This window comes from Streptomyces sp. NPDC048288 (assembly GCF_043201555.1).
In the GTDB taxonomy this organism is placed as follows: domain Bacteria; phylum Actinomycetota; class Actinomycetes; order Streptomycetales; family Streptomycetaceae; genus Streptomyces.
Window position 1 is genome coordinate 720,868 of sequence record NZ_JBICZD010000005.1, and the last position, 15,654, is coordinate 736,521.

Annotated in this window: 13 protein-coding genes and 4 pseudogenes; 14 read left to right on the plus strand and 3 right to left on the minus strand. The window is 67.7% G+C overall.

Going from position 1 to position 15,654, the window contains the following annotated elements; genetic code table 11:
- The first annotated feature begins 54 nt into the window (after window positions 1-54).
- The 9 genes and pseudogenes from ACGFZS_RS22000 (at window position 55) to ACGFZS_RS22040 (ending at window position 8,810) form a co-directional block, all read left to right on the plus strand.
- Window positions 55-1,389, plus strand: coding sequence for an ABC transporter substrate-binding protein (locus ACGFZS_RS22000; RefSeq protein WP_393796551.1), 1,335 nt, complete (start codon window positions 55-57; stop codon window positions 1,387-1,389).
- A gap of 25 nt (window positions 1,390-1,414) precedes the next feature.
- Window positions 1,415-2,299, plus strand: coding sequence for a carbohydrate ABC transporter permease (locus tag ACGFZS_RS22005; RefSeq protein ID WP_393796552.1), 885 nt, complete (start codon window positions 1,415-1,417; stop codon window positions 2,297-2,299).
- Window positions 2,299-3,204, plus strand: coding sequence for a carbohydrate ABC transporter permease (locus ACGFZS_RS22010; protein ID WP_393796553.1), 906 nt, complete (start codon window positions 2,299-2,301; stop codon window positions 3,202-3,204). Before ACGFZS_RS22005 ends, ACGFZS_RS22010 begins: the two co-directional genes overlap by 1 nt.
- Window positions 3,201-4,826 (plus strand): family 43 glycosylhydrolase, encoded by a 1,626-nt coding sequence (locus ACGFZS_RS22015; RefSeq protein ID WP_393796554.1) that lies wholly within the window; start codon window positions 3,201-3,203, stop codon window positions 4,824-4,826. The genes ACGFZS_RS22010 and ACGFZS_RS22015 overlap by 4 nt, the downstream gene beginning before the upstream one ends.
- 9 nt (window positions 4,827-4,835) lie before the next feature.
- Window positions 4,836-5,159: pseudogene (locus ACGFZS_RS22020) on the plus strand (enolase C-terminal domain-like protein); the annotation flags it as partial.
- 52 nt (window positions 5,160-5,211) lie between these two features.
- Window positions 5,212-5,637 carry an ankyrin repeat domain-containing protein gene (locus tag ACGFZS_RS22025; RefSeq protein ID WP_393796555.1) on the plus strand — a complete coding sequence of 142 codons (426 nt, stop codon included), beginning with the start codon at window positions 5,212-5,214 and terminating at the stop codon, window positions 5,635-5,637.
- 32 nt (window positions 5,638-5,669) lie between these two features.
- Window positions 5,670-5,771: pseudogene (locus tag ACGFZS_RS22030) on the plus strand (IS5/IS1182 family transposase); the annotation flags it as partial.
- A gap of 736 nt (window positions 5,772-6,507) precedes the next feature.
- Window positions 6,508-7,323: an SAM-dependent methyltransferase gene (locus tag ACGFZS_RS22035; protein WP_393796556.1), complete on the plus strand. Its 816-nt coding sequence runs from the start codon at window positions 6,508-6,510 to the stop codon at window positions 7,321-7,323.
- 440 nt (window positions 7,324-7,763) lie between these two features.
- A complete protein-coding gene (locus ACGFZS_RS22040; protein WP_393796557.1) occupies window positions 7,764-8,810 on the plus strand; it encodes a DUF6461 domain-containing protein in 1,047 nt (348 codons plus the stop codon).
- 47 nt (window positions 8,811-8,857) lie between these two features.
- Here ACGFZS_RS22040 and ACGFZS_RS22045 read toward each other — a convergent pair whose 3' ends face one another.
- Window positions 8,858-9,175: a hypothetical protein gene (locus ACGFZS_RS22045; protein ID WP_393796558.1), complete on the minus strand. Its 318-nt coding sequence runs from the start codon at window positions 9,173-9,175 to the stop codon at window positions 8,858-8,860.
- A 133-nt stretch (window positions 9,176-9,308) separates the two neighbouring features.
- Window positions 9,309-10,253 (minus strand): LysR family transcriptional regulator, encoded by a 945-nt coding sequence (locus ACGFZS_RS22050; protein ID WP_393796559.1) that lies wholly within the window; start codon window positions 10,251-10,253, stop codon window positions 9,309-9,311.
- Between the two features lie 431 nt (window positions 10,254-10,684).
- Here ACGFZS_RS22050 and ACGFZS_RS22055 point away from each other — a divergent pair, with 431 nt between their 5' ends.
- The 3 genes from ACGFZS_RS22055 to ACGFZS_RS22065 are packed head-to-tail and all read left to right on the plus strand — an operon-like array spanning window position 10,685 to window position 12,994.
- Window positions 10,685-11,377, plus strand: a complete 693-nt coding sequence (locus tag ACGFZS_RS22055) for a metal-dependent hydrolase (RefSeq protein ID WP_393796560.1) — start codon at window positions 10,685-10,687, stop codon at window positions 11,375-11,377.
- A 55-nt stretch (window positions 11,378-11,432) separates the two neighbouring features.
- Entirely contained in the window at window positions 11,433-11,945 is a 513-nt protein-coding gene (locus tag ACGFZS_RS22060) for a transcriptional regulator (RefSeq protein ID WP_393796561.1), read from the plus strand.
- A complete protein-coding gene (locus ACGFZS_RS22065) occupies window positions 11,942-12,994 on the plus strand; it encodes a threonine aldolase family protein (protein ID WP_393796562.1) in 1,053 nt (350 codons plus the stop codon). The genes ACGFZS_RS22060 and ACGFZS_RS22065 overlap by 4 nt, the downstream gene beginning before the upstream one ends.
- A 26-nt stretch (window positions 12,995-13,020) precedes the next feature.
- On the opposite strand, the pseudogene ACGFZS_RS22070 reads toward ACGFZS_RS22065, so the two are convergent.
- Window positions 13,021-13,764 (minus strand): annotated as a pseudogene (locus ACGFZS_RS22070) (transposase); the annotation flags it as partial.
- 182 nt (window positions 13,765-13,946) lie between these two features.
- Here ACGFZS_RS22070 and ACGFZS_RS22075 point away from each other — a divergent pair.
- A complete protein-coding gene (locus ACGFZS_RS22075; RefSeq protein WP_393796563.1) occupies window positions 13,947-14,201 on the plus strand; it encodes a hypothetical protein in 255 nt (84 codons plus the stop codon).
- Window positions 14,198-14,839 (plus strand): annotated as a pseudogene (locus ACGFZS_RS22080) (phosphate ABC transporter substrate-binding protein); the annotation flags it as partial. The gene ACGFZS_RS22075 and the pseudogene ACGFZS_RS22080, both read left to right, overlap by 4 nt.
- Between the last annotated feature and the right edge of the window lie 815 nt (window positions 14,840-15,654).

The following is a 15,654-nucleotide window of genomic DNA, read 5'->3' on the forward strand; positions in this document are numbered from 1 at the left end:
CCGGCCCTTTCTCCCTTCTCCGCTCGCGCACTCCAGCCCAAAGGATCAAGGCCAATGAAGTCCACCACCCCTCGTGGAAGAGTCCTGCACCTCACCGTCGCCGGCCTCGCGCTGACGGGTCTGCTCACCGCCTGTGGCACGTCGGGCTCCGGCAACGACACCAAGTCCTCCGGTCCGGTCACCCTGCCCTTCTGGGGATGGGCCAACGGCCAGGAGACGGTCGTCAAGGCGTTCAACGCCTCGCACAAGGACATCCAGCTGAAGTACACGAAGGTCACCGACCAGCTGACCATGCAGAAGCAGCTGGCCAACGCCGTGAAGGCGGGCAACGCCCCCTGTCTGCTGCAGAACACCGCCGAGTACGTCACGAGCTGGGTCGCCCAGGGCGCGCTCGCCGACATCAGCCAGTACGTCGACTCCAGCAAGGACAAGTTCAACGCCGGCGCCTGGGCGAGCGCCCAGGTGCAGGGCAAGAGCTACGGCGTCCCCACCAGCTCGGCACCGCAGTTCACGATCTACCGCACCGACATCTTCCAGAAGTACGGCATCAACCCCCCGTCGACCTGGGACGACTTCATCGCCGCTGGCAAGGTCCTCAAGAAGCACGGCATCAAGATCACCAACTACGCCGGCGAGGACCCCAGCACCCTGGAGGTGCTGGCGATGCAGGCCGGCGCCCACTGGTACGCGATCGACGGGAACTCCTGGAAGGTGAACTTCCAGGACGCGGGCAGCCTGAAGGCGGCCAAGGTGATCCAGGAGATCATCGACAACGACCTGAACTCGAAGCTGTCGTTCGCCGACTACGCGGCCGTGCAGCGCAACTTCGACAACGGCGGCACGGCGACCCGGCAGATCTCCACCTGGCAGATGGCCGGCATGGTCAACAACTTCACGAAGTCCTTCGGCAAGTGGGCGCTGTCCCCCTGGCCGACCTACACGGGTGAGGCGGCCAAGACCCCGGCCGGCACCAACCTCACCGGCAGCGTCACCCTGGTCACCAAGCAGTGCAAGAACGTCAAGCAGGCCGCCGAGGCCGCGCTGTGGATGTCGACCGACACCGGCGCGGTCAAGACCATGGCCGACCCCACCACCGGCAACGGCGTGATGCCCGCCCTCGCGGACAGCCAGTCCTACGTCGCCGGGGCGATCTCCGAGAAGCTCCTCGGCAAGAACTACCAGTCGGCTCAGAAGACCGTGACCGACAGCCTGAACACGGTCACCACCGACTGGGCCTTCGGCCCGGACTGGACGGCGATGTTCACCGAGCTGCAGGCGGGCTGGGGCAAGGTGGTCGGCAAGCAGGAGACGGTCACCGATCTGCTCGCGCACATGCAGGAGTGGACGGTCAACGACCTCAAGTCCCGCGGCATCAGCGTCGAGGGCTAGCGGCCACGGACAAGGACCACCACTGATGATTCGCTCACTGCGCTGGAAGGGTGCCGCGTTCACGGTGCCCTTCCAGCTCGGCTTCGTCTTCCTCTACCTGCTCCCGATCGGATACGCGGTCTACCAGTCGCTCTACCGGTCGCAGTCCTCCGGACTCGGCCTCGGCGGCACCACCGACACCTTCTCGGGACTGGACAACTACCGGCAGGGCCTGACCGACTCGGCGTTCATGGGATCGGTCCTGCGGGTGGTGCTGTTCGCCTGCGTCCAGATCCCGCTGATGCTGCTGATCAGCCTGGCCCTGGCCCTGTTCCTGGACGTGCTCGCCTCGAAGGCGGCAAGCCGCTTCCGCATCCTGCTGCTGGTGCCGTACATGATCCCCGGAGTTGTCGCCGCCCTCGTCTGGATCAACCTGTACAGCCCGGACGTCGGCCCGCTGACCCCGCTGGGCAAGGTCTTCGGCTTCGACTGGAACTTCTTCGCCCCGTCCATGGTGTGGCCCTCGATCGGCAACCTGCTCACCTGGCACGGAGTCGGCTACAACATGGTGATCATCTACTCCGCGCTCCAGGGCGTCCCGCGCGAGCTGTTCGAGGCCGCCCGCCTCGACGGGGCCTCCGAACGGCGGATCGCGCTCAGTATCAAGATCCCCTACGTCCGCGGGGCACTGGTGCTCACCGGCATGCTGTCGATCATCCAGATGCTCCAGATCTTCAACGAGCCCGCCCTGTTCCGGAACGTGACCCCCCAGACGGTGGACGACAGCTTCACCCCCATCATGATCATCTATAACCAGGCGTTCAACGCCGGCAACTACCACTACGCCGCGGCCCTGTCCGTCCTGCTCGCCCTGATCCTGGGCCTCGCCTCCTTCCTCTTCTACCGGCTGACCGCGAAGGAGGCCGACTGATGACCCTGACCGAAGAGACCCCTGAGGTGGTTCACGTGCGGCGCCTCACCCGGCCTGATCCGGTGTCCCGTTCACGGGGCGGCCAGCGCTTCCTCCTCGTGGGCCTGTCCCTGGCCAGCGTGTACAGCCTGTTCCCGGTGTGGTGGCTGATCGTCGCCTCCACCAAGGACCGCACGAGCCTGTACCAGTCCAACGGCCTGTGGTTCTCCGGCTGGCACCTGTGGGCCAACCTGCACCAGCTGTTCACCTACGAGAACGGCATCTTCCTGCGCTGGACCGCCAACTCGCTGCTCTACGCGGGCGTCGGTTCCCTCGGCGGCACCCTCCTGGCCCTCGCGACGGGCTACGGCCTCGCGCGGTTCCAGTTCCCGGGCCGCAACCTGGTGTTCGCGTGCGTGGTCGCGTCGTTCCTGGTCCCGATCGCCCTGCTCACCCTTCCGCTGTACCTGCTCTTCTCGAAGATCGGCCTGGTGGACACCCCCTGGGCGATGCTGATCCCCTGCCTGATCAACCCGTTCAGCGTCTACCTGGCGAAGGTGTACACCGAGGCGACGGTCCCGTACGAACTCCTCGAAGCGGCCCGCATCGACGGCGCCGGCGAGCTGCGCATCTTCTTCTCGATCGTCCTGCGCATGATGACGACGGGCGGTGCGACGGTCTTCCTGCTGGCCTTCGTCAACACCTGGAACGCCTTCTTCCTCCCCCTCACCGTCCTGCGCGGCGAGCAGAACTGGACCCTCAACCTGGGCCTGTACAACTGGTCCGGCAAGCGCCTGGAATCCGGCGTCGACCTGACCAGCCTGGTCCTGACCGGCGCCCTGCTCTCCATCGTCCCGATGGCGATCATGATGGTGGCGATGCGCCGCTACTGGCGCACGGGCGTCACCCTGGGCGCGCTGAAATGACCCTGCTCCGCAACCCGGTGATCCGGGGTTTCGCCCCCGACCCGTCCCTGGCCAGGGTGGGGGACCGCTACTACGTGGCGACCAGTTCCTTCGAGTGGTTCCCGACCATCCCCATCCACAGCTCCGTCGACCTTGCCCACTGGGAGTACGCGGGTCATGTCCGCGGCGCAGCCCCCGGCGACTCGCTGGCCGGGATCCCCGACTCGGGCGGCATCTGGGCCCCTTCGCTGAGCTGGGACGGCGAGCGATTCTGGGTGGTGTACGCGATCGTCCGCTCGGTGGGTACGCCCTACTTCGACACGGACACCTACGTCAGCACGGCAACCGATGTGACGGGCAGGTGGACACCCGCGCGCCGGATCGCGAGCCACGGCTTCGACCCCGCGCTCTTCCACCACGAGGGCCGGCTGTGGCTGCTCAACCTGCAGAACGACCACCGCCCCGGCGGCAGACGTTTCGCGGGTATCGTCCTGACGGAACTGGACCGGCACACGCTGAGACCGACCGGAGGCACGCACCTTCTCCTGCAGCACGACCGGCTCATCGAGGGACCCAAGCTCCTGCACCACGACGGCTGGTACTTCCTCCTCCTCGCGGAGGGCGGGACCGGGTTCGAGCACGGAGTGCGGGTGGCACGCGGCCGCACGCTCACCGGCCCGTACGAACTCGACGACCGCCCGCTGCTCACCTCGCGCGACGACCCCTCGCTGCCCCTGCAGAAAGCCGGTCACGGAGAACTGGTCCGGACCGCCGAGGGCGACTGGGTCCTGAGCCATCTCACCGCCCGTCCGCTCCACACCCCTTCCGGCCCACGCTGCACTCTCGGCCGGGAGACCGCGATCCAGTCCGTGACCTGGGACGAGGAGGGCTGGCCCAGGCTGGCCCAGGGGGGACACCATCCTGCGGTCGAGGTCGCCGTGCCGACGCGAGCACAGGCACCGACAGCGCAGGTACGCGAGGGACTGGGCTGGCCCTGGAGCACCCTGCGCGCTGCCCCCGATCCCTCCTGGGCCGACACCACCGCCCGGCCCGGCTGGATCCGGCTGCGCGGCCGGCAAGGTCCCGAGTCACGCTGGGCGTACAGCCTGCTGGCCCAGCGCATCACCGAGCACCGGGCCGAGGCCGAGGTCACCGTCGAAGCCCGGCCGAGCACCTTCACACAGGCCGCCGGCCTGGTCCTGCGGTACGACGCGCAGGCGTACCTGACCCTCGATCTCACCTGGGCCGAGAAGGACGGTGAGGAACAGCGCGGGCAGCAATGGCAGGACGGCGGCCGGCGCGTGCTGCGACTGGTGGAACGCGACGACACGGACACCCGCCAGGTCGCCGTGGTGGACATCGCCGCCGACGCACCGGTGACGCTGGGTGTGACGGTCGAAGAGGCCAAGGCCCAGTTCTGGTACCTGCGGCACGGAGTGCGTACGCCGGTGGGAGCGCCACTGGACTTCGGCAAACTCTCCGACGACCACGGTACGAGGCTCCGGTTCACCGGCGCCATGGCCGGCATCCACGCGATCGACCTCGTCGACGCGGAGTTCACCGCCTGCTTCCGGGACTTCAGGCTCACCTGCACGCCGGCGCACCCTGCCGTGCGAAACGCCAGTCCAACCGCGGGGAAGTGAAGCCGTCACCCGGACGTCGGCCGTATCGGCGGTATCTGGGAGACCAGGAAGCTGACCGCCGCCTCCCTCCAGGTCGGGTTCACCTCCCCGAACTTCAAGATCCTGGAGCACTTCAACGACTTCGCGGACGCCGAGATCAAGAAGGTCGTCAAGGGCGCGCCGGAGGTCGTGGACGGGTACTTCCACCTGTCCGAGGAGCCCGGTCTCGGGGTCGGGTTCGACGCGGACGCGGCGGCGGAGTTCCCGCAGCAGCAGGCCCGTTTCAGCCTCTGGGCGGACGGCTGGGAGCAGCGCAAGCCGCTACCAGGCCACGGTGCTGATCGCGGTGATTAATGAGTGGATATGAGTGGCACCGGCGCGTCCATGATCGCTAGCCTCGCCGGCTATGAAGCAGCGCCGCCAGAAGAAGCTCTCCCGCAGCCTCTTCGAGGCCGTCCAGACAGGTGACGCCAGGACCGTGAAGGCCCTTTTGCGCCGTGGAGCATGTCCGGAAAGAGGGAAGAGCGGCGGCACGACACCCCTGTATCTGGCATCCGTGCAGGGCGAAGCCGAAATAGCCCGCCTACTGTTGGAAGCGGGCGCTTCCCCCGACACGGAAAGCGCCGGTCCGGGCTCGGAGGGCACACCACTGTGCGCAGCCTCGTGCTGGGGACACACGGAAACGGTCCGCCGGCTGTTGGCGTATGGAGCCGATCCCAACCTCCGCGAAGACCATGGCACAGGCAGGACTCCGCTGGAGTGGGCGGATGGCGGAGCTCACCTCGCCACCGCTGAAGTCCTACGGGCAACAGGAGCACTACCGACGCCATGAGGCAGTACAGCCCCAGTACTCATGGTCGCAACAGGCCCTACAGGCGGTTCCGGAAAGGGGCTGTGCTGATCGTGGACGGCACTTTGGTGCCCACCCGCGACCACACGGTGGCCGAGCAGTCAAAGAACTACCGGTGCCCGCCGGATGCTCCACCCCGGGCGTCCACCGCGTCCCACACGATGGACACCCCGCAGCGTCGTACGCCTTCCTCAAGGCCGTCACCCTGGCCCGCACCCGACGGACGTGGTGCCACTGCCTGGAGCTACAGACCGCCCAGCAAAACCGTGCCCGTGGGCCGGCGTCCAGCCGCAGCCGTTCACCACAAGCCGGGCAGTACCGGACCGCCGACCGGCCGTCACCATCGGCCACCCCACCGGGCCAGGCCCGCGAAGAGATCACTTCAGTGACTTCAGAAGCGGGCACTTAGCCTGGCGCTTTCATGAATTGGGCTGTCCGGTCGGTGACGGGCTGACTGAAGAGTGCCTCTGACCAGTGGGAATGGGGTTTTTCAGGTCCTGCTTCCCGGACCAAGGCCACCAAGCACAGCCATGGCCCTCCGTCATGATCTTGGCGACGGCCGTCCCCCGCGACTCAGCAGAGAACACCATCGCGCGGACCGAGTCGTGCTGGGTCACAAGGGGTCCTTCCGGTGCTCGCGATCCCGCCGCCGGCCTGGCGCGCGGGCCTGGGCCGCGGAGCGTTGGCGAGGGCCTTGAGCATGTGGGTCATCAGCGGATCGGGTCTGCCGTCTTTCCGGGACGCGACGACGGCGGTGTGCGGCAGAATGACGCCCACCGATGTGCCGTAGTGCAGCAGTGACCGCAAGTGCCTGATTTCATGCGGTCTTTGGGCGTGCGAGGAGAGGAAGACGTGAGCGAGAACCAGAGTGCCAACGCCGCAGTGCAGCGACTTGATACGGGGACGGCGCACAACGCTCGCGTGTGGAACTACTGGCAGGGAGGCAAGGACAACTACCAGGTCGACCAGCAGGTGGGCGATCACGTTGCCGGAATGATCCCCGTCATCCGCGACATCGCGCGAGCCGACCGGGAGTTCCTCGGCCGCGCCGTGCGCTGCCTGGCAGAGGAGCACGGCATCCGTCAGTTCCTCGACATCGGCACCGGCCTGCCGGCCCTGGAGAACACTCACGAGATCGCCCAGCGGATCGCCCCCGAGTCGCAGATCGTGTACGTCGACAACGACCCCATCGTGCTCGCGCACGCCCGCGCCCTGCTGACCAGTACCCCGGAAGGCGCAACCGACTACATCGACGCCGATGTGCACGACCCGGACACCATTCTGCGCATCGCCGGACGGACACTCGACTTCACCAAGCCCACCGCACTCATGCTGCTCGGCATCCTCAACTTCATCCTTGACGCTGACGAGGCGCGGGGCATCGCCCGTCGGCTCGTGGAGGCACTGTCCCCCGGCAGCTTCCTCGTACTGACCCATCCCACCACGGAGCCCGAACTCGGCGGCGACCTCCAGCTTGAGGCGATGGATTTCTGGAACGCCAACGCCAAACCGCCGGTCACCGCCCGCAGCGGCGAGGAAGTCGCCCAGTATTTCGACGGGCTCACGTTCCTGGAGCCCGGGCTCGTGTCCTGCTCGCTGTGGCGGCCGGAGCCCGGCGAAGTGCCCACGGTCGTGCCCCAGCTGGGAGCCGTGGCGCTGAAGCCGTGATCGTTTGCTTCACCTCGCTGCCGCACCCACTCACAGGCAGGCCAGCTCCCGTTCCCGACGGCGACCTGCCTGCCTGTCACCACACCCTGCTCGACCGCATCTGCCAGGGCAGGGCTACTCGGGCTGTCCGCCCCGGCAGCCGGTCGCAGATCTCACGGCCCTTCCTGGTTCCTTCGGCTACCGTCCGAGGGAAGCAGGGGGCGAATTCGGCGAAATCTGCATGAGGGAAGACGGGACGCCCGCGTCTGGAGCAGTACGCCACCAAGCCCGACGGCGCCACGTCCTACACCGCCACAGCCAAACGCACCTACGCCTACGACGACTTCGGCCGCCTCAAGAGCGACACCGCCACCACACCCGACGGCGCCACGACGATCGCCTCCACGGGGTACGGCTACGACCTGGACGACAACCTGACGTCCAAGACGACGACCGGCACGGTGGGCGCGGGCACCCCCGAGCCGGCGCAGTGCGATGAGTTGCGGTTTGCCGAGTGCAAGGTGTGCGGCGCCCGGTATGGCGTCGCCTTGGGCAGGACCTGTCAGCAGTGCTGGGTGGTCTCCCAGGCCATCGGAGGCAAGCAGTACCTGTCACTGACCTGGCCCGGTCTCAACGAGGGCAAGATGCCCCCTGCGAAAGCGGTGTGTGCCCGCGCCAGTATGCCCAAGGGCCGGAACGAGGGTGTCGGTGGCGAGCTGGGACGCGAGACCAAGCGGTGGCGTCTGCTGGGCGGAGACGCATACTGGGTCGACGCCGGGAGCAAGCAGTATCTGCCGCACACAACCACTGCTGCCCGGCCCTTGTGGCCGGGCAGCCGGCAAGCAGCCCACGGACCCTTCGCCGAGGCCATGATGAGCACCGAGACCCTCCCGAACATGCGGCTGTACCAGTTCGGGTACTGCACGATCTTCGCCAAGGATGTTTCCCCCGTCGAGCTCCTCACCCGCGCGGCCGGCGCCCCCGCCCAGCCGATCGCCCTGAGCCGGGCCGAAGCCGAGACCATCACGATGCTCGGCGAAGACCTCACCGAGGACGACCTGCCCGACCTGGATGCCGACGCTCTCGAGGAGGCCGGACTTCTCGCAGCAGGCAGCACGCTGCTGCGCGCCGGCACGTACGGTGGCTGGTCCTTCGTCATCGAGCCGGAGAGCACCTACCTGGCTGCCGATGAGATCCTTGCCGCGATCTCCCATGGCACGGCGGCCCTGTCCCTACGCGAGAGCGAGTCGGGATCGTCCTGGATCGCCTACGCCGAAAACGGGGACCTCCTCTCCTCCTTCGACCCGCTCTACCCCGACACCGACTACGGAACGAACCCTCACCGACTGGCGCAGCTCACCGGATACCGGGAAGCCGTCAGCACCGGCGAGCGCGCCGAGGCCTTCGTCAACGCCGCGCACGCCATCCAGCAAGCGCTGCTTTGCGCTGTTCCCGCCGCGGCCGACGCCGACCGGATACTGGCGATCGGTATCGCCGACGGCAACTGACAGCCGGACCGGCTCGTGTCGAGCCGGGAGTTTATGGCGGTGGGAGTTCAGTGGTCCTCTGGCAATTGCACATCGCTCTGGTCGGGAGGGCCTCCGATCACCGCGCAATCGCCGCTTGCCGAGCACCAGACGTCTGCATTTGCCATTTCCGAGGCGATTTCCACCTCGAGTTTCCTCGCTTTCGCCTCGGTTTGTTTTTCGATAGTGCGTTCCCGCATGGTGATGGCGAGGTAGGAGGCAGTCATCGTGATGGCAAGCAGTGTGGAAAGGGCGATGACGGCGAGGCGGAGCCGTCGTACGCGGCGTTTTTCGCGGCGCTGTTCGTCGACTTCCCGCTTCTGGGAGGCATCCGGGAAGTCCCTCACCAGCGATCCTGCTGTCCACGGGTGGCGGTCGGCCCAGTCCTGGGCGATGGCGAGTCGACTGCCCCGGTAGAGGAGGTCGCGATCGCGATCGGCGTGGGCCCACTGATCGGCGGCCTCGGACAGCTGCGCCGGTTTACGGCAGTGCGGGCCGGCCTCTGTGGCTGACGGTGCTCGCGGCAGTGTGCAGGAACGCGGTCAGCTCCCCGGCGAGTGCGGTCGGCCTGCGACGGTAGACAAGGCTGATCTCGCGTGCAGGGGCATGCCCTCGCAGGTTGTGGACCGCGACCTGGCGGCGGTCAACGTCGGCCAGCACGCTCTCGGGGACAAGAGCGATTCCCAGTCCTGCGCCGATCAGCGCCAGAATGACGTGGTAGTCGGCGGACTCATAGGCGATGTGAGGCTCGATTCCGGCCTGGCGGGCCAGGGCTTCCAGGCAGATTCTGTTCGGGATCCCGGGTGCGCCTGAAATCCACGTTTCGCTCGTGAGCTGAGTGGGGTCGATGCCCTGGGGTTCCGTTTCTCGGGCGAGCCGGTGGCCGGCTGGAATCACCAGCCGAAGCGGGTCGTTGAGCAGCTTCTCCCGGTCCAGCCCCGGGTGCGGTGTCGCCGTCACGCCGGGGTAGCGGTGGGTGATCAGCACATCGAGGTCGCCTGACGTCACCAGGCCGTAGCCGTCCGGCGGTTCGATGTCGACGAGTGACAATTCGGCCCGCGGGTAGCGGCGTTGGAGTTCTGCGAGTGCGGTTGGCACCAGCGTTTGTGCTGCGGTGGCGAAGGAGCCCAGGGCCAGGCGCTGTGGCTGGGCTCCCATTGCGGCGTCGACTGCGGAGCGCGTTTGCCGGAGCTCGCCGATCACGCGTTCGGCGTGCTCCACCAGGACCACGCCGACCGGAGTCAGGGTGATGCCGCCCGGGCGGCGTTCCAGCAACCGGGTACCGAGCTCCGCCTCCAGCTTGGCGATCTGCTGTGAGAGCGCCGAAGGCGTGAAGGCGAGCGTGCGTGCCGCCTCGGCAATCGACTTGGCGTGCGCCACCTCCACCATGACCCGCAGCCGGTTGACGTCCAGTTCTCGCACCATGCCTCCATCGTAAGCATCACTAACGTCGGCTTACCAATCGTCGCTTGTGCTAACGACTCAGCGCGTGAAGCATGGACGGCATGAAGAGTCCGACCCTGGGTCCGGCCCACGCGCTTCCGCCCGATGATGCGCGCTCCGGGCCGGCGGAATCCGTTCCTGCGGCCGTCGAGCCCTCATCGCCGTGGTGCCGGAGTGGTGCTGCTGTGTGCGTGACGCGCTTGGCGTGGGCAGGCCCACGGAGCAGGGCGGTCGATTCCGCGGCCGCCTCGGCGACCGGAGCGAGCCGGGGTCGGTGAGACCCCTTTCCATTTCGCCGTCCTGGCAGCTCACGCCATGTCACCGCGCTGGTCGGCGGCGGGCCGGATCGTGCAAATTGGGCAAAATGGGTGTTCGTTTTAGTAAACGTATCGATTAGTCGTATGGAGAGTGTGATGCAGGTCAAGACCTACCTCGAAGACACATACGCGGGGCAGGCCGACACACGGGTCATCGCCGTGGGCCAGCACGATGGGCGCCCCTGGGCCGCCGTGGAGAACTGCCTCTTCCACCCCCAGGGCGGCGGCCAGCCCGCCGACCGCGGATGGCTGGAGGATGTCGAGATCGTCCCCGTCCGTGACGAGCAGCCGGGGCTCATCGTGGCCGTCCCCGCATCCGGGGACGCCGCGTGGCCGGAGTTCACTGCCGGTCAGCCCGTGCGGGCCCGCATCGACATGGAGACGCGGCTGACGCACGCAGCCCTGCATACCGCCGGGCACCTGGTCGAGGCCGCCGGCCGCGCCCAGGGGTGGGAACTGGCCGGGAACAACCACTTCCCCGGCCAGGCCCGCATTGAGTTCACCGCGCCGCGGCCGGACCCCCGGCTGGCCGAGCCCGAGGGACGCGAGGAGGTCCTTGCCGAACTGCGCAAGGCGGTCGCGGCGGCCATCGCTGAGAACCTGCCGGTGACAGCGGAGGTGGACAGTGCGGGAATGCGCGTGGTGTCTCTGGGCTCCCTGCATTCCGCACCCTGTGGCGGCACCCACGTAGGCAGCCTCGCAGACCTGCACGATCTCGTCTTGCCTGCGCTGAAGGTCAAGCGGGGCCGTATCAAGGTGTCGTACGCCGCCGCTCACGTACCCCGCTGATGACCCCGCCGCCCGCGCGGTCGACGAGCAGCACTGCCGCCGCGAGCAGCGCGGGATGGACGGCTCCGAGCTGGCGTACCGCGCCGGCCCGAGTAAGGCGACGCTGTCGCAGCTGGAGGCCGCCAAGGGCAACCCGATGATCGATCCGCCCGACGCGCTCAGGATCCCGCTCACCGGCCTGCTGACCCGCGACACCGACCCCGGCCCCGTGTTTGTTGCAGGCACCGACCTGGCCCAGGACGAGGTCGGCCGGGAACCGCTGTACGGGATCAGCAGCGGTCACAGCCCGGAGATCCGGCGGCTGCGGACGCTCGCCCACACCGAGCTGCCGGGCGCGCCCCACGCGACCGGCACTGCGGAGCACCTGCTCGTCGCCACCGGCCGGCTCACCGCCGCACCCACCGGCGCCCCGCTCAAGCTGACGGCGGGCGACCTGCTCGCTTTCGCAGGCGACGCCCCACCGATCTACCGCACGGAGAGTGAACCGGCGGACGTCACCGTCGTCATCGCCTCGCTCATCGTCCTTCGAAGACCACCACAAGCAACTGAGAGTCAGACTGCCCCATGACTACGACCACTCCCTACGCCCACGCCTTCACCAGCGACAACGTCGCCGGAGCGTCCCCCGAGATCATCGAAGCGGTCGCCCGGGCCGCCGCCGGACCGGCCGCGCCCTACGGCGCGGACAGCATCACCGCCCGCGTCCGGCGCCGCCTGCGCGAGATATTCGAACGCGACGTCGACGTGCTGCCCGTCTCCACCGGCTCCGCGGCCAACGCCCTGAGCCTGGCCGCCCTGACCCCGCCCTGGGGCAGCGTGCTGTGTCACCGCGACAGCCACATCAACCACGACGAGTGCGGCGCTCCCGAGTTCTACACCGCGGGCGCCAAGCTCGTCCCGCTGCCCGGCGACAACGCCAAAATCGACCCCGACGCACTGCGGGCAGCCGCCCGGCACAAGCGGGGCGACGTCCACAGCGTCGAGCCGTCCGTGGTGAGCATCACCCAGGCCACCGAGACCGGTGCCGTCTACACCCTCGACGAACTCCACACCCTCGGGTCCATCACCAAGTCGGCGGGCCTGCGCCTGCATATGGACGGTGCCCGCTTCGCCGGTGCCGTCGCCGCTCTCGGCTGCACCCCTGCCGAGATGACCTGGCAGGCCGGCGTCGACCTGCTGTCCTTCGGGGCCACCAAGAACGGCACGATGACGACCGACGCCGTCGTTGTCTTCGACCGCTCCCTGACCCCCGAACTGTCCTTCCGCGCCAAGCGCGCCGGCCAGCTCGCCTCCAAGATGCGCTTCCACGCCGCCCAACTCGAGGCCTACCTCGCCGACGGCCTGTGGCTGCGCAACGCCACCCACGCCAATGCCATGGCCGCGCGCCTCCAAGAAGGCCTCAAAGCCCTGCCGGGCGTCCACCTCCCCGGCATCGCCGAGGCCAACATCGTCTTCTGCCACCTGCCCCAGCACGTCATCGAAGCACTCCTGTCCGAGGGCTACGCCTTCTACCACGACCGCTGGGAACAGGGAGTCGTCCGCTTCGTCACCTCCTTCGCGACGACACTGGAGGACGTCGACGCCCTGGTGAACGCCGTTCGCCGATTCCTCCCCTGACCGACCTGCAGTTGAGCGGAGTTGGACCCACCAGCGGGCAGACGACCGGTCCGTTCTGGCTCGCGCCGCAGGGCGGCCCGGCGCAGAACGCGGTCCGAGCGTATCCGTCTGGGCACCTGCAACGGCAGGTCCTTGAGGAGGAAGGCCAGGCGAGGGGTGTCGTAGTCGGCGTCGACCACGATGAGGACGTCCAGGTCGCCCGGACGCCATGGTCCGGCCTTGATGAGCCGCTCGATGAGCTCGGGCACCTGACGCGCGGTTACCGTGGCGCCGTCGTCGCCCGGAGCCGGCAGCAGCGTGTCCAGCGGTGCGGTCCAGGAGCTGCGGCCCGTCTCCAGTGCGCAGATCACCGAGTTCGGCGAGTCCGGAACGGGAATGTGCTGGTCTTTGCCACGACCGTAGGTGTGACACAAGATCCGCTCAGGCGAGGTATGCGCGTCCGGCCGCAGCCAGCTGGTGATGTCGGCGGCCAGCGCCAGCGGGCCGTCGGCCGCCCGCGACCAAGGAACCCCGGTCACGGCCCGCCGCAACCGGGACACGTCCATCCGACCCGAAGCCAGAGCGGAGTACAGGCTGCCGTGCCCACGGCGATGCTCGCCCACCAGCGACAACTCGACCAGCGGCCTGACCGGGCCGTCCGCACGCAACACCGCATCCGCCAACGCGAACAGGGCATCCGCACGCGAGGTCAGACACAAGTAGAACTCGCCCCGGAAGCCGGACAGTTCAGCGAACGGCTCCGCCGGAGCAGCGTTGTGCAACAGACTCATCCCACGGCCTTCGTGTTGAGCATGTGTGTCCTTGGTCGGAGCACATGATCAACCGAAGGCCGCCTGCACGTACGGGAGTCACCACCACGTGTGATCAAGTTCGTGGCCGCATTCGACCCACAACGTTAAAGATCGAGCTTAAGGAACTCGGCGACTGCGTCGGCGAGGGGAACGCCTTGTGAGTGCTGGGACAGACCAAACAACAAAGGGGGCTGGCCGCGCACTTTCTGCAGGCCGCCGCTGCTCTGGCCTGGGCCTTCCACGCCAAGGCCACCACCGGCACCTTGCAAGCCCACCTGGTCCGCATCCCTGGGCATGGTGAGGCGGATACGACAGACATCCGCGAGGCCTGGAGAAACGAAGGCAGCCTGATCCAGACTGATGGATGCCAGCCTCCGAATGAGGAGCGCGAGTCGGGGCACGATCGGAGTCTTTGAGGGTGAAGCACATCGTGGCTGCGACGACCGTGGTCGTCGGCGTCCTCGTCTTGGCCGTCATGGTCTGGTACGAGCGCCGGGTGCCGCGCCGCAAGCGGATCGGCTACCGCATCCAGATGGACACCTCGCTCGGCGACGACGCACGGTTCGGCAGAGCCAACCTACGACTGGGCCTGTTCGGCGAGGCGCCCGAGATGCCCGACACCACCCTCGTCCTGCTCCGCATCGAGAACGACGGCTTCCAGAGCATCGACCGCGACGACTACACCGGCCCCGAAGCCCACGGCCTGACCGCGGTGTTCACCGAGCGCTCCATCCGCGGTGTCTCGGTCATCCAGCCGGACGACACCATCCACCTGTTGGCCCACTTCACCGACGCCCGCAGCTTCGGCTACGACGGCGACACCCTGCGCATCCCGCGCGTACCGCTCAACCACGGCGACCACTTCAAGCTGCTTGTGCTGCTGTCCGGCGGCGCCGTGGGTAGTCCGATGCGGCTCATAGGCGGCATCCGCGAGGGCGGGGTACGCCCCAACCGCAGCGCCACCCCGGACGAGAAGCCGCTGCTATTCAGCTGGGCCGCCCAGCTGATCGCTGCGCTGCTCACACTGTGCATTTTCGCGCTCGTCGCAATGGTCTTCGGTTTTGACCGCTTGTGGGTGCTGTCGGCGGTTGCGGCAGGCACCGTTGCTGTGATGAGCGCTGCTGGTCTCGTCGTAGGAAATCTACGGGCCGGCCCTGCGTCACCAGGTAAGAAACGGCTCTCCGGGGACGCGTACAGCAACGAACGTGCACGGCAGCGCAGCGAGATAAGGCTGCTGCTTGTGGTGGCGCTACTTGGCTATGCAATCGCTTACTTTGCCGCTTCGCCGCTGTTTCGGGAGCCCCATCCTCTCGGCTTCTCCCCATCCGAGACCGCGCAAATGATCGCGGCCGTTGCTGGACTTACTTCGGCTGTCGCAGCCGGCGCCGCTGCAGTCATCAAGGCGGTGGCATACCTCACCTACGCTCGGGCGGACATGGTACGGGCCAAGGCCGCACTGCCTTCATCGGAAACCACGGAACCTGCCGCAGACCCACAGGCTCAAGTGCAATCCGACGCCGGGGAGTGATCTCGCACCAGCGCCTTCAGGAGTGCGAATGTTCACGCAACGTCGTTCTGAAACTCCGCCCTGGAGCACCTCTCACACACGGACGACCTTTACAAACTGGCCTGGGCCGCCCGTGCCCGGTACCGCCTGCGGTGGGCCGACCTGCTGTGATGGCGCTCTTTGACTCTGGATCTGTCCGCGGAACTCCACGGCGAGCCGCTGGGGCCCGCGTGCCTTGCGCAGTTTTGGCGAGTCAGCCGGGAAGGGGGTGTGGGTTTCGGCTTGGTGGTTGCTGCTGTGACGGCTGCTGCTGTGAATGTTGTGCTGCCGGGTCTGGCGGGCATGGCTGGTGCTGCCAGCAG